The sequence below is a fragment of the Acidovorax cavernicola genome, assembly GCF_003581445.1.
Window position 1 is genome coordinate 46,092 of record NZ_QXMN01000030.1, and the last position, 12,835, is coordinate 58,926.

General features: G+C 66.7%; 10 protein-coding genes. 8 read left to right on the top strand and 2 right to left on the bottom strand.

Features of this window, described 5'->3' with window-relative positions:
* Positions 1 to 79 precede the first annotated feature (79 nt).
* Positions 80 to 1,390: a sn-glycerol-3-phosphate ABC transporter substrate-binding protein UgpB gene (ugpB, locus tag D3H34_RS21480; protein WP_119556276.1), complete on the bottom strand. Its 1,311-nt coding sequence runs from the start codon at positions 1,388 to 1,390 to the stop codon at positions 80 to 82.
* A 226-nt stretch (positions 1,391 to 1,616) separates the two neighbouring features.
* Between ugpB and serA the strand changes: the two genes are divergently transcribed.
* The 3 genes from serA to D3H34_RS21495 all read left to right on the top strand — a co-directional run bounded on the left by serA (position 1,617) and on the right by D3H34_RS21495 (position 7,293).
* Positions 1,617 to 2,849 carry a phosphoglycerate dehydrogenase gene (gene serA, locus D3H34_RS21485; protein WP_119556277.1) on the top strand — a complete coding sequence of 411 codons (1,233 nt, stop codon included), beginning with the start codon at positions 1,617 to 1,619 and terminating at the stop codon, positions 2,847 to 2,849.
* A gap of 131 nt (positions 2,850 to 2,980) precedes the next feature.
* Positions 2,981 to 6,859, top strand: a complete 3,879-nt coding sequence (locus D3H34_RS21490; RefSeq protein ID WP_119556278.1) for a DUF3683 domain-containing protein — start codon at positions 2,981 to 2,983, stop codon at positions 6,857 to 6,859.
* Positions 6,856 to 7,293 (top strand): HIT family protein, encoded by a 438-nt coding sequence (locus D3H34_RS21495; RefSeq protein WP_119556279.1) that lies wholly within the window; start codon positions 6,856 to 6,858, stop codon positions 7,291 to 7,293. The genes D3H34_RS21490 and D3H34_RS21495 overlap by 4 nt, the downstream gene beginning before the upstream one ends.
* Before the next feature lie 12 nt (positions 7,294 to 7,305).
* On the opposite strand, the gene D3H34_RS21500 is transcribed toward D3H34_RS21495, so the two are convergent.
* Entirely contained in the window at positions 7,306 to 8,100 is a 795-nt protein-coding gene (locus D3H34_RS21500) for a hypothetical protein (RefSeq protein WP_119556280.1), read from the bottom strand.
* 106 nt (positions 8,101 to 8,206) lie between these two features.
* On the opposite strand from D3H34_RS21500, the gene D3H34_RS21505 reads away from it, so the two are divergent.
* The 5 genes from D3H34_RS21505 (at position 8,207) to ubiB (ending at position 12,835) form a co-directional block, all read left to right on the top strand.
* Positions 8,207 to 8,620, top strand: a complete 414-nt coding sequence (locus D3H34_RS21505) for a gamma-butyrobetaine hydroxylase family protein (RefSeq protein ID WP_119556281.1) — start codon at positions 8,207 to 8,209, stop codon at positions 8,618 to 8,620.
* Between the two features lie 168 nt (positions 8,621 to 8,788).
* Complete coding sequence (gene ubiE / locus D3H34_RS21510; protein WP_056578284.1) at positions 8,789 to 9,520, top strand: bifunctional demethylmenaquinone methyltransferase/2-methoxy-6-polyprenyl-1,4-benzoquinol methylase UbiE; 732 nt, start codon at positions 8,789 to 8,791, stop codon at positions 9,518 to 9,520.
* A 40-nt stretch (positions 9,521 to 9,560) separates the two neighbouring features.
* Positions 9,561 to 10,574, top strand: coding sequence for a Tim44 domain-containing protein (locus D3H34_RS21515; protein WP_119556282.1), 1,014 nt, complete (start codon positions 9,561 to 9,563; stop codon positions 10,572 to 10,574).
* A 141-nt stretch (positions 10,575 to 10,715) separates the two neighbouring features.
* Positions 10,716 to 11,273: a ubiquinone biosynthesis accessory factor UbiJ gene (locus tag D3H34_RS21520; protein ID WP_119556315.1), complete on the top strand. Its 558-nt coding sequence runs from the start codon at positions 10,716 to 10,718 to the stop codon at positions 11,271 to 11,273.
* On the top strand, positions 11,270 to 12,835 hold the full coding sequence (gene ubiB / locus D3H34_RS21525; protein WP_119556283.1) for a ubiquinone biosynthesis regulatory protein kinase UbiB: 1,566 nt from the start codon (positions 11,270 to 11,272) through the stop codon (positions 12,833 to 12,835). Before D3H34_RS21520 ends, ubiB begins: the two co-directional genes overlap by 4 nt.

Consider the following 12,835-nt stretch of genomic DNA (forward strand, 5'->3'; position numbering starts at 1 on the left):
TCCCGCCCGGCTCGCCCTGGAAGAAGGGCGTGCGGGGGCGGGCGATATTAGCCGGACACGGAGCCCGGAACTTCAATCGTTAGCTTTTGTTAGCTTTTTGGAAGCGTTCCAGCTGTTCGTTGCCACGGGTCACGATGGCGTCCAGGGCTTCCTTGGCGGTCTTCTTGCCGCCCCAGACCTGTTCGAGCTCTTCGTCCTCGATGGCGCGGATCTGCACGTAGTTGCCCAGGCGGATGCCGCGGCTCTTGTCGGTGACCTTGCGGATCATTTGCGTCACGGCCACGTCGGTGCCGGGGTTCTGCTTGTAGAAGCCCGATTCCTCGGTGAGCTTGTACGAGGCGGTGGTCACCGGCAGGTAGCCGGTGCGCTTGTGGCTGGCGGACTGGACTTCAGGCGTCGAGATGAAGCTGAAGAACTTGGCCACGCCCTTGTACTCGGCGGCCTTCTTGCCCGACATGACCCACAGGCTCGCGCCGCCGATCACGGTGTTCTGCGGTGCGCCCGGCACGTCCGGGTAGTAGGGCAGGGGTGCCAGGCCGTAGGCGAACTTGGCGTTCTTGGCCACGTTGCCGTAGAAGCCCGACGAGGTGTTGATCATGGCGCACTCGCCCGAGACGAACGAGGCTTCAGGCACGTTGCCGCGGCCCTTGTAGATGAACAGGCCCTGCTTGGCCATGCTGGCCAGGTTCTCGATGTGGCGCTGGTGCAGCGGCGAGTTCACCTTCAGGCGCGCGTCCAGGCCCTGCAGGCCGTTGGCCTTGCTGGCGAACTCCACGTTGTGCCAGGCCGAGAAGCTCTCGACCTGCGTCCAGTTCTGCCAGGCGGTGGTGAACGGGCACTTGTGGCCGCTGGCCTTGAGCTTGGCGGCGGCGGCGACCACTTCGGGCCACGTGGCCGGAGCCTTGTCGGTGGGCAGGCCGGCGGCCTTGAAGGCGTCCTTGTTGAAATAGAAGATGGTGGTCGAGCTGTTGAACGGGAAGCTCAGCATCTGGCCGTTGGGGGCGGTGTAGTAACCGGCCACGGCGGGGATGTAGGCGGCCGGGTCGAACTTCTCGCCCGCGTCCTTCATGACCTGGCCGACCGGGATGATCGCGCCCTTGCTGGCCATCATGGTGGCGGTGCCCACTTCGAACACCTGCAGGATGTGCGGCGCGTTGCCGGCGCGGAAGGCCGCGATGGACGCCGTCATGGATTCGTCGTACGTGCCCTTGAAGGTCGGCACGATCTTGTATTCCTTCTGGCTCTCGTTGAACTGCTTGGCCAGGTCGTTGACCCACTCGTTGTTGACGGCGGTCATGGAATGCCACCACTGGATCTCGGTCTGGGCCTGGGCTGCATTGAACAGCGTGGCGGCCAGCGCCGATGCCAACGCGAGCGTCTTGAATCGCATGAAGACTCCTGAGGGAAAAAATGGAAAGCGCGAATGCTAGGGCATGTGCGTGACACAGCCGCGTCACATTGGGGCATGGACCGTGGGGTTCTTCCAATCAGGGAAACCCCTTTGGCGTCAAGCCCGGCGCGGGTTGCGGGCCTCATGCTGCGCTGCACCATGCTAGCATCGCCCTCCCTTTTTTGGCCTAGCTTGTCGCCATGGCCGGGGCTTCCTTGAGTACGTCATGAGCAGCAAAACCTCCCTCGACAAAAGCAGGATCAAGTTCCTTTTGCTCGAAGGCATCCACCCCTCGGCCGTGGAGGTGCTGCGCGCCGCCGGCTACACCAACATCGAGTCGCTGCCGGGTGCCTTGCCCGACGCCGAACTCAAGGCCAAGATCGCCGATGTGCATTTCGTGGGCATCCGCTCGCGCACCCAGCTGACGGCCGAGGTGTTCGCTGCCGCGCACAAGCTGGTGGCGGCCGGGTGCTTCTGCATCGGCACCAACCAGGTCGACCTGGACGCCGCCCGCGAGCACGGCGTGGCCGTGTTCAATGCCCCGTACTCCAACACCCGCTCGGTGGCCGAGCTGGTGCTGGCCGAAGCGATCCTGCTGCTGCGCGGCGTGCCCGAGAAGAGCGCCGTGGCGCACCGTGGCGGCTGGCTCAAGTCGGCCGACAACGCCTTCGAAATCCGCGGCAAGACGCTGGGCATCGTGGGCTACGGCTCGATCGGCGCGCAGCTGTCGGTGCTGGCCGAGGCGCTGGGCATGCACGTGGCTTTCTACGACGTGGTCACCAAGCTGCCGCTGGGCAACGCGCGCCAGGTGCGCGAGCTGCACCAGCTGCTGGGCCAGAGCGACATCGTGACGCTGCACGTGCCCGAGACGCAGGCCACCCAGTGGATGATCGGCGCCGCCGAGATCGCGGCCATGAAGCCGGGCGCCATCCTGCTGAACGCCTCGCGCGGCACCGTGGTCGAGATCGAGCCGCTGGCCGAGGCGCTGAAGAGCAGGAAGCTGCTGGGCGCCGCCATCGACGTGTTCCCGGTGGAGCCGCGCAGCAACAAGGACGAGTTCCAGTCGCCGCTGCGCGGGCTGGACAACGTCATCCTCACGCCGCACATCGGCGGCTCGACCATGGAAGCGCAGGCCAACATCGGCCTCGAAGTGGCCGAGAAGCTGGTCAAGTACAGCGACAACGGCACCTCGACCTCGTCGGTCAACTTCCCCGAGGTGGCGCTGCCGGCGCACCCGGGCAAGCACCGCCTGCTGCACATCCACCGCAACGTGCCGGGCGTGCTGTCCGAGATCAACAAGATCTTCTCGGACAACAACATCAACATCTCGTCCCAGTTCCTGCAGACCAACGAGAAGATCGGCTACGTTGTGATGGACATCGACGCCGCCTCGTCGGACCTGGCGCTGGAAAAGCTGGCGAAGGTGGGCGGGACGATCCGCAGCCGGGTGCTGTTCTGAGCCCTGGTCGGGGCCTTCGCGGTTTCCTCTTCAGGGTATAGCAGCAGGGCAGGGCAAAGCCCCCACGCCCTGCCCTAAAATCGACCCCCCGGCTACATGGGCGCGCAGCGCCTGGCCAAGGGCCCCACCCGATGAATGCTCCGACCGCGTTGAATACGCTGTTGTCACAGGCCGCAGAGCCTGTACGACTGCGCGAGATCCCGTACAACTACACCAGCTTCTCCGATCGCGAGATCGTGATTCGCCTGCTGGGCGAACGCGGCTGGGACCTGCTCCAGACCCTGCGCGCCGAGCGCCGCACCGGCCGATCGGCGCGCATGCTCTACGAGGTGCTGGGCGACATCTGGGTGGTGCAGCGCAACCCCTACCTCGTCGACGACCTGCTCGACAACCCGCGCCGCCGCGGCCAGCTGGTCGATGCCCTGCGCCATCGCCTGGGCGAGGTGCAGAAGCGCCGCACCCCCGACAGCGACCTGCCGCGCGACCAGCTGGTGGGCGAACTCACCGGCCTCGTCAGCCAGGCCGTTGCGGCCTTCGACGACACCTTCCGCGAAGTCACCGCCCTGCGCCGCAAGGCCACGCGCGTGCTGGGCCGGCTCACCGCCAAGGACAACATCAAGTTCGACGGCCTGTCGCGCGTGTCGCACGTGACCGACGCCACCGACTGGCGCGTGGAGTACCCCTTCGTCGTGCTGTGCCCCGACACCGAGGTCGAGATGGCGCTGCTGGTGAAGGGCTGCATCGAGCTGGGCCTGACCATCATCCCGCGCGGGGGCGGCACCGGCTACACCGGCGGCGCGATCCCGCTGACCTGGAAGAGCGTGGTCATCAACACCGAGAAGCTCGAGGCCATGACCGAGGTCGAGCACGTGTCGATGCCCGGCCTCGACCACCCCGTGCCCACCATCTGGACCGAGGCCGGCGTGGTCACCCAGCGCGTGGCCGATGCGGCCGAGCGCGCGGGCTTCGTGTTCGCCGTCGATCCCACCTCCGCCGAGGCCTCGTGCGTCGGCGGCAATGTCGCCATGAACGCCGGTGGCAAGAAGGCCGTGCTGTGGGGCACGGCGCTGGACAACCTCGCCTCGTGGCGTATGGTCACGCCGCAGGCCGAATGGCTCGAAGTCACGCGCATCGGCCACAACCTGGGCAAGATCCACGACGCGGAAAGCGCGCTGTTCGAGTTGCAGTACTACGCCGCCGACGGCAAGACGAAGCTGCGCACCGAGCGCCTCGACATCCCCGGCAAGACCTTCCGCAAGGAAGGCCTGGGCAAGGACGTGACCGACAAGTTTCTCTCGGGCCTGCCGGGCATCCAGAAAGAGGGCTGCGACGGTCTCATCACCAGCTGCCGCTGGGTCGTGCACAAGATGCCGGCGCACACGCGCACGGTGTGCCTGGAGTTCTTCGGCAACGCGAAGGATGCGGTGCCCAGCATCGTCGAGATCAAGGACTTCATGTTCGCCGAGCAGAAGCGCTCGGGCGTGCTGCTGGCCGGCCTCGAACACCTGGACGATCGCTACCTCAAGGCGGTGGGCTATGCCACCAAGTCGAAGAAGCACGGCGGCCTGCCCAAGATGGTGCTGTTCGGCGACATCGCCGGCGACGACGCCGATGCCGTGGCCCGCGTCACCTCCGAAGTGGTACGCATCGCCAACTCGCGCAGCGGTGAAGGCTTCATCGCCATCAGCCCCGAGGCACGCAAGAAATTCTGGCTCGACCGCAAGCGCACGGCCGCCATCAGCAAGCACACCAACGCCTTCAAGATCAACGAAGACGTGGTGATCCCGCTGCCGCGCATGGCCGAGTACAGCGACGGCATCGAGCGCATCAACATCGAGCTGTCGCTGCAGAACAAGCTCGCGCTCACCGACGCACTCGAAGCCTTCCTGACGCGCGGCAACCTGCCGCTGGGCAAGACCGACGACGCGCACGAGATTCCCGCGGCCGAGCTGCTGGAAGACCGCGTGACGCAGGCCGTGGCGCTGGTGCACGACGTGCGCGCGCTGTGGGCCGGCTGGCTGCGCAATGTCGACACGCTGTTCCCGCAGTTGCAGGACCACACCTTGCGCGCGAGCTGGAAGACCCAGCTGCGCCAGCCGCTGCAGGAGATCTTTTCGGGCGCCGAGTTCGGGCCGATCCTGGCCGAGTGCGCCGCCATCCACAAGCAGGTGCTCAAGGGCCGCGTGTGGGTCGCGCTGCACATGCACGCGGGCGACGGCAACGTGCACACCAACCTGCCCGTCAACAGCGACAACTACGAAATGCTGCAGACCGCGCATGCCGCGGTGGTGCGCATCATGGCACTGGCACGCAGCCTGGACGGCGTGATCTCGGGCGAGCACGGCATCGGCATCACCAAGCTCGAGTTCCTGAGCGACGAAGAGCTGCGTCCGTTCACCGAATACAAGGCCAAGGTCGACCCCGAAGGCCGCTTCAACAAGGGCAAGTTGCTGCGCGCCCCGGCGGGCCAGACCGAAACGCTGCACGCCGACCTGACCAACGCCTACACGCCGAGCTTCGGCCTCATGGGGCACGAGTCGCTGATCATGCAGCAGAGCGATATCGGCGCCATCGCCGACAGCGTGAAGGACTGCCTGCGCTGCGGCAAGTGCAAGCCGGTGTGCGCCACGCACGTGCCGCGCGCCAACCTGCTGTACAGCCCGCGCAACAAGATCCTCGCGACCTCGCTGCTGGTGGAGGCCTTCCTCTACGAGGAGCAGACCCGGCGCGGCATCAGCATCAAGCACTGGGAAGAGTTCGAGGACGTGGCCGACCATTGCACGGTCTGCCACAAGTGCCTCACGCCGTGCCCGGTGAAGATCGACTTCGGCGACGTGTCGATGAACATGCGCAACCTGCTGCGCAAGATGGGCCAGAAGAGCTTCCGCCCCGGCAACGCGGCCGCGATGTTCTTCCTCAACGCGACCAATCCGCAGACCATCAAGACGGTGCGCGCGGGCATGGTGGGCATCGGCTTCAAGGCGCAGCGCATGGCCAACGACCTGCTGCGCGGCCTGGCGAAAAAGCAGACCTCGGCCCCGCCGGCTTCGCTCGGACCGGCGCCGATCAAGGAGCAGGTGATCCACTTCATCAACAAGAAGATGCCGGGCAACCTGCCGAAGAAGACGGCGCGCGCGCTGCTCGACATCGAGGACGCGGACTACGTGCCGATCATCCGCAACCCGAAGGCGACCACCTCGGAAACGGAGGCGGTCTTCTACTTCCCGGGCTGCGGTTCGGAGCGCCTGTTCTCGCAGGTCGGCCTGGCCACGCAGGCCATGCTCTGGCATGCGGGCGTGCAGACCGTGCTGCCGCCGGGCTACCTGTGCTGCGGCTACCCGCAGCGTGGCAGTGGCCAGTTCGACAAGGCCGAGAAGATGATCACGGACAATCGCGTGCTCTTCCACCGCGTGGCCAATACGCTCAACTACCTGGACATCAAGACGGTGGTGGTGAGCTGCGGCACCTGCTACGACCAGCTGCAGGGCTACCAGTTCGACAAGATCTTCCCGGGCTGCCGGATCATCGACATCCACGAGTACCTGCTCGAAAAGGGCATCACGCTGGCCGATGCGGCGGGCGGTGGCTACCTGTACCACGACCCCTGCCACTCGCCGATGAAGCAGCAGGACCCGATGAAGACCGTGAAGGCGCTGGTCGGCGACAACGTGCTCAAGAACGACCGCTGCTGCGGCGAGTCGGGCACACTGGGTGTGTCGCGTCCCGACATCTCGACGCAGATCCGTTTCCGCAAGGAGGGCGAGCTGAAGAAGGGCGAGGCGGCGCTGCGCGACAGCGGCGCGATCGGCGCAACCGACAGCGTGAAGATCCTCACCAGCTGCCCGAGCTGCCTGCAAGGCCTCTCGCGCTACGGCAACGACCTGAACAACGGTCTGCTCGAAGCCGACTACATCGTGGTCGAGATGGCCAACAAGCTGCTCGGCGAGGACTGGATGCCGAACTACGTGGCCGCGGCCAATCAGGGTGGCATCGAACGAGTGCTGGTATGACGGCAGTGGCCGGTTGCCCCCTGTGCGATGCACCCGGCGGGCGCATCGTGTTCGAAGGCGCCAAGCTGCGCGTCATCCACGCGCAGGAAGAAGGCTTTCCGGCTTTCTATCGCGTGGTGTGGCGCGACCATGCGGCGGAGTTTTCCGACCTCGACGCGGCCGATCGCGTGCTGTGCATGGAAGCCGTGGTGCGCGTGGAGCAAAGCCTGCGCGACGCGCTGGCGCCCACCAAGCTCAACATCGCCGCGCTCGGCAACATGGTGGCGCACCTGCACTGGCACGTGATTGCGCGTTTCGACTGGGACAGCCATTTCCCCGGTTCGGTCTGGGCGGGGGGGCAGCGCGTCGCACCGGCAGAGCGGTTGGCCGCCGTGCAGGCCCTGCTGCCGCAGGCGGAGACCGACATGGTCCGTCGGCTGGCGACGCTGGCCTGAGCCTGTCGTTTCCTAGCTGGCTGCGGCGGTGCGCGTCGTGGCGGCGGCCTTGCGGTCCGCGCAGGCCTGCTTGAATTCCGGTGTGGCGCGTGTTTCCTTCGAGAAACGCTTCGAGGCCACGCTGCCGTCCCTGCACACGCGATCAAGCTCAGCCTGTGCGCTCTTGTTGCCAGCGTGCGCGGCGTGGGCCAGCAGGCGCACGGCATGGAAAGGCAAGGCACCCGAGGTGCCGGACGAGGCGGCGGCAGGTGCCGTGGCAGCCGTCGGCTGCGGTGCCGCGGCCTTGACGGGCTCCGCAGGCAGCGTGCGCGCGGTGTTCGCAGAGCTCGGCATGCGCTCGACGGCCGTGAAGTCGCCGCTCTTGCCGGCGCGCTCGACCATCTGCCGGTAGCTGTCCATCATGAACGACGTGTCCTTGGGCGTGAGTTCCTTCGCCGGCTTGGCGAGGTAGGCCGCCACCTCGGGCGGCAGCGCGGCATTCACCGCGCTCAGTTCGTGGGCGCCGCCGAAGCCCTTCGAGCCGACCTGGGCGGCATGCGCCGCGTCGTCGCCCAGCGCCATCGCACCCTTGGCAGCCACGCCCGTCGCGCCTTCGGCCGCCACTGCACCGGCGCCGACCGCTGCCCCTTTGCCCGCCACGCCAGCCGCCTTTCCGGCCGTCGCAGCCTTGCCTGCCGCCTTGCCGATCAGGCCCCAGAAGGCATGGGCGGGCGGGGCGAGGGCCGCGCCCGTGAGCGCGGCGCAGAGGACGAGGGCGGCCCGGTTCGAGCGAGACAGGAGCGGGTGGAGGCGTGTGCGTGACGGCATGCGACGATGCTAAGCGCAGGCGGCCGGCACACCACCGTGGAGCGCGCGGCATACTGCGCGACTCCCGCACCTTTTCTCTCTTTCACTTCTTCCGAACGGACTCCCCATGGCAGGTTTGCAAGCCGGCGCGCCGACGCCCCAATCGATCACCGTGCACGGCCAGTCGCGCGTGCTCGAAGTCGGCTTCTCGGACGGCGCCACCTTCCGCATTCCCTTCGAACTGATGCGCATCTATTCGCCCTCGGCGGAAGTGCAAGGCCATGGTCCGGGACAGGAGGTGCTGCAGACCGGCAAGCGCGAGGTCGAGCTGGTCGGGCTGGAGCCGGTCGGCAACTACGCCGTGCAGCCCGTCTTCAGCGACGGCCACAACACCGGGATCTACACGTGGAGCCTGCTGTACGACCTCGGTGCGCGCCAGGCCGAACTGTGGACCGACTACGAGCGGCGCCTGGCCGAGGCCGGCGTGGACCGCGATGCGCCGATGGTCGACAAGGGCGGCCACGCCTGCAGCAGCCACTGAGACCGGTGGTGAGGGCGGACATGCCCTGTTGCTATTGAAAAGATAGCCTTACACACAGCAAAGACGCGCGTTGCGGCGGCCCTCCGTTGGAGGAAAAAGCAACAAATGTCCGCCGTGGCCGCGGGGTCGTCGCCTTGAAGGAATGCCTTCCGGCCTAACATCGACCGCATGAGTACAACCCACTTCGGCTTCGAGAAAGTCGACGAAAGCGAGAAGGCGCAACGCGTTCGCGGCGTCTTCGACTCGGTGGCCTCGCGCTACGACATCATGAACGACCTGATGTCGGCCGGCCTGCACCGGGCCTGGAAGGCCTACACCGTGATGGTCGCGAACGTGGGCGAAGGCTCGCGCGTGCTCGACATCGCAGGCGGCACCGGCGACCTCGCGCTGGCCTTCTCGAAGAAGGTCGGCGCCACGGGCCAGGTGGTCCACACCGACATCAACGAAGCCATGCTGCGCACCGGCCGCAACCGTCTGCTCGACGCCGGCGTGGTGCTGCCGACCACGGTCTGCGATGCCGAGAAGCTCCCCTTTCCCGATGACCACTTCGACGTGGTCACCGTGGCCTTCGGCCTGCGCAACATGACGCACAAGGACGTCGCGCTCAAGGAGATGAACCGCGTGCTCAAGCCCCGCGGCAAGCTGCTGGTGCTCGAGTTCTCGAAGGTCGCGAAGCCACTCACGAAGGCCTACGACTGGTATTCGTTCAACGTGCTGCCGCGCCTGGGCAAGCTCGTGGCGGGCGACGACGCGAGCTACCGCTACCTGGCCGAATCGATCCGGATGCACCCCTCGCAAGAGGAGCTCAAGACCCTCATGAAAGAGGGCGGTTTCGGACATGTGGACTATCACAACATGACGGGGGGAATTGCAGCCCTCCATGTTGGAATCAAGTGTTGATCACGATGACGACGCGATTTTTCGCTCAAGAGGAGACGGCATGAAGAGTTTGGGTACTTTGTTTTTGGCGGCTGCACTGGTGCTCGGAAGCGTTCAGGCAGAAGCCGCACGCATGGGCGGCGGCAAGTCCGTCGGTCGCCAGTCGTCCAACGTGACGCAGCGCCAGGCCACGCCGCCCGCGGCCCCTGCGCAACAGAACGCGACCAATGCGGCACCCAAGCCTGCAACGCCCGCAGCGGCTGCACCGAAGCGTCCATGGGGCGCCATGCTCGGCGGTCTCGCCGCCGGCCTGGGCCTGGCATGGCTCGCGAACTCGCTGGGCCTGGGTGCGGGCTTCGCCAACATCCTGCTGATCGCGCTGCTGGCCTTCGCTGCGATTGCGGTGTGGCGAATCTTCAAGGCGCGCTCGGCTGCGTCGTCGGGCAACGCCAACCGCCAGGGCGGCTTCGCCTTCCAGGGCGCTGGCAGCCCCGCCGATGCACGCGCACCGGCACAGTACAGCCCGGCCAACGTCGGCAACGACGCTTCGGCACGGCCATGGGAACGCAACGCCACCGCGTTCGATGCCACGCCCGCGGACTCGGAGCGTCACGGCAGCAGCCTCTCGGCCGCGGGTGCCGCAGCCGGCGGCAGCATGATCGGCTCGGCACTGGCCGGTTCGCAGTCCTGGGGCATCCCCGCGGGCTTCGACACCGACGGCTTCCTCACCGCTGCCAAGCGCAACTTCGTGACCCTGCAGGATGCATGGGACCGCGCCGACGTGTCGACGCTGCGTTCCATGATGACCGACGGCATGGTTGAAGAGATTCGCACGCAGTTGGCCGACCGCGCCAGCCACACCGGTGGTGCGCTCAACAAGACCGAGGTCGTGATGCTCGACGCCAAGCTGCTGGGCATCGAGGAGCTGCCCGATGCCTACATGGCGAGCGTGGAGTTCTCCGGCATGATCCGCGAAGACGCCTCGGCGGGCCCGGCCCCGTTCCGCGAAGTCTGGAACATGACCAAGACCGGCAGCGCTGGCTGGCTCGTCGCAGGCGTGCAAGCCCTGCAATAAGGACAACAAACTCGCCGCGCGAGGCGGTTGCCGCCGGGCCGCCCCAAGGCGGACCGCGCCTCACCCTCGGGGGGTGGCGAATGACACGCAGCGCAGCGAAGTGCAAAGCCGGGGGGCTTCATGACTGGGATAATGGGGACCATGGCTACACCATCGTCCCCTTTTTCTTTGCTCGGCGACCTGTTCAACCGTATCGGCGAACGCCTGCAACCGCCGGCCTGGGCCATCCACGAGATCCAGCACCGTGTGGTCCTGTTCCTGAACCATGTGCTGCAGCAGGAGCCCGAAGCGCAGCAGCGGCTGCTGCGCCAGCAGGGGCGGGTGGTGCGTTTCCAGTGGCGCTTCGTGACGATGGAGCTGGTGGCCACGCCGGCCGGCCTGCTCGACCTGGCGCCCGAAGGCTCCACGCCTGAGCTCACGCTCACCGTGACCGACGACTCCCCCTTCGACATCGCTCGCGCCACGCTGCGCGGCGACAAGCCCTCCGTGCAGATCGTCGGCGACGTGCAACTCGCGGCCGAGGTCAACTGGCTGGTCGATCACGTGCGCTGGGACGTCGAAGACGACCTGGCCCGCGTGATCGGCGACGTGCCCGCGCACACGCTGGGCAACGGCGTGCGACGCGTCGTGGGCGCGCTGCGCCAGTTCGTCGGCGACCGCACGGCCCGCGCCGGCGGTGCGGCGGGCCACGCCGAATGAGGCGCTTCTATCGCGGTCTGTTCATCGTCTGGATCGCACTGCGCTACGGTCTGGACGAGCTCGTGCTCTCGAGCTTCCAGAAGCCCTGGCTGCGCGTGGTGGCGCGCATCGTTTCGATCGGACGCAATCTCGACGCACCGCGCGGCCAGCGCCTGCGTGAGGCGCTGGAGCGGCTGGGCCCCATCTTCGTGAAGTTCGGCCAGGTGCTGTCCACGCGCCGCGACCTGCTGCCGCCCGACATCGCCGACGAACTGGCCTTCCTGCAGGACCGTGTGCCGCCGTTCCCCTCGTCGGTGGCGGTCGCGACCATCGAGCGCGCCTTCCGCCGTCCGGTGAGCGACGTGTTCGTGCAGTTCGACGAGACACCCATTGCCAGTGCGTCGATCGCGCAGGTGCACTTCGCGACCATCCGCACCAACCAGGGCGAGATCCGCGACGTGGCGGTGAAGGTGCTGCGCCCGAGCATGCGCGGCGTGATCGAGAAGGACCTGGCCTTGATGGCCATGATGGCCGGCTGGATCGAGAAGCTCTCGCCCGACGGCAAGCGCCTGAAGCCGCGCGAGGTGGTGGGCGAGTTCGACAAGTACCTGCACGACGAGCTCGACCTCGTGCGCGAGGCGGCCAACGCTGCGCAGCTGCGCCGCAACATGGCCTCGCTCGACCTGGTGCTGATTCCCGAGATGTTCTGGGACTTCTGCCACCCCGAGGTGATCGTGATGGAGCGCATGAACGGCGTGCCCATTGCCCAGATCGACAAGTTGCGCGCGGCCGGCGTCGACATTCCCAAGCTCGCGCGCGACGGCGTGACGATCTTCTTCACGCAGGTGTTCCGCGACGGCTTCTTTCATGCCGACATGCACCCGGGCAACATCCAGGTGAGCCTGGCACCCGAGACTTTCGGGCGCTACATCTCGCTGGACTTCGGCATCATCGGCACGCTCACCGAGTCCGATAAGGAGTACCTCGCGCAGAACTTCGCGGCCTTCTTCCGGCGCGACTACAAGCGCGTGGCCGAGCTGCATCTCGAAAGCGGCTGGGTGCCGCAGGGCACGCGCATCGACGAGCTCGAGGCTGCGATCCGCACCGTGTGCGAGCCGTACTTCGACCGGCCGCTGAAGGAGATCTCGCTGGGCATGGTGCTGATGCGCCTGTTCCAGACCTCGCGTCGCTTCCATGTCGAGATCCAGCCGCAGCTGGTGCTGCTGCAGAAGACCCTGCTGAACATCGAAGGCCTGGGCCGCAGCATCGACCCTGAACTCGATCTCTGGGCCACGGCCAAGCCTTTCCTCGAGAAGTGGATGGTCGACCAGATCGGGCCGAAGAAGCTGTTCCAGCAGCTGCGGGCCGAGGCGCCGCGCTACGCGAAATTGCTGCCGCAATTGCCGCGTCTGCTGCACGATTTCCTGGAAAATCGGCCGCCCGATCACCGCCGTGAACTGCAGGAGCTGCTGGCCGCGCAGAAGCGCACCAACCGGCTGCTGCAGGCGATTCTTTACGGCGGCATCGGGTTCGTTCTGGGTTTGCTCGCCATGCAACTGCTGCTGCGCGTGCGCTTGTTCTAG

Bases quoted from the DNA above. Each gene is read 5' to 3' on its own strand.
- D3H34_RS21500 (WP_119556280.1), bottom strand. From the start codon at position 8,100: ATGCCGTCACGCACACGCCTCCACCCGCTCCTGTCTCGCTCGAACCGG.
- D3H34_RS21515 (WP_119556282.1), top strand. From the start codon at position 9,561: ATGAAGAGTTTGGGTACTTTGTTTTTGGCGGCTGCACTGGTGCTCGGA.
- D3H34_RS21505 (WP_119556281.1), top strand. From the start codon at position 8,207: ATGGCAGGTTTGCAAGCCGGCGCGCCGACGCCCCAATCGATCACCGTG.
- ubiB (WP_119556283.1), top strand. From the start codon at position 11,270: ATGAGGCGCTTCTATCGCGGTCTGTTCATCGTCTGGATCGCACTGCGC.
- ugpB (WP_119556276.1), bottom strand. From the start codon at position 1,390: ATGCGATTCAAGACGCTCGCGTTGGCATCGGCGCTGGCCGCCACGCTG.
- serA (WP_119556277.1), top strand. From the start codon at position 1,617: ATGAGCAGCAAAACCTCCCTCGACAAAAGCAGGATCAAGTTCCTTTTG.
- D3H34_RS21495 (WP_119556279.1), top strand. From the start codon at position 6,856: ATGACGGCAGTGGCCGGTTGCCCCCTGTGCGATGCACCCGGCGGGCGC.
- ubiE (WP_056578284.1), top strand. From the start codon at position 8,789: ATGAGTACAACCCACTTCGGCTTCGAGAAAGTCGACGAAAGCGAGAAG.
- D3H34_RS21520 (WP_119556315.1), top strand. From the start codon at position 10,716: ATGGCTACACCATCGTCCCCTTTTTCTTTGCTCGGCGACCTGTTCAAC.
- D3H34_RS21490 (WP_119556278.1), top strand. From the start codon at position 2,981: ATGAATGCTCCGACCGCGTTGAATACGCTGTTGTCACAGGCCGCAGAG.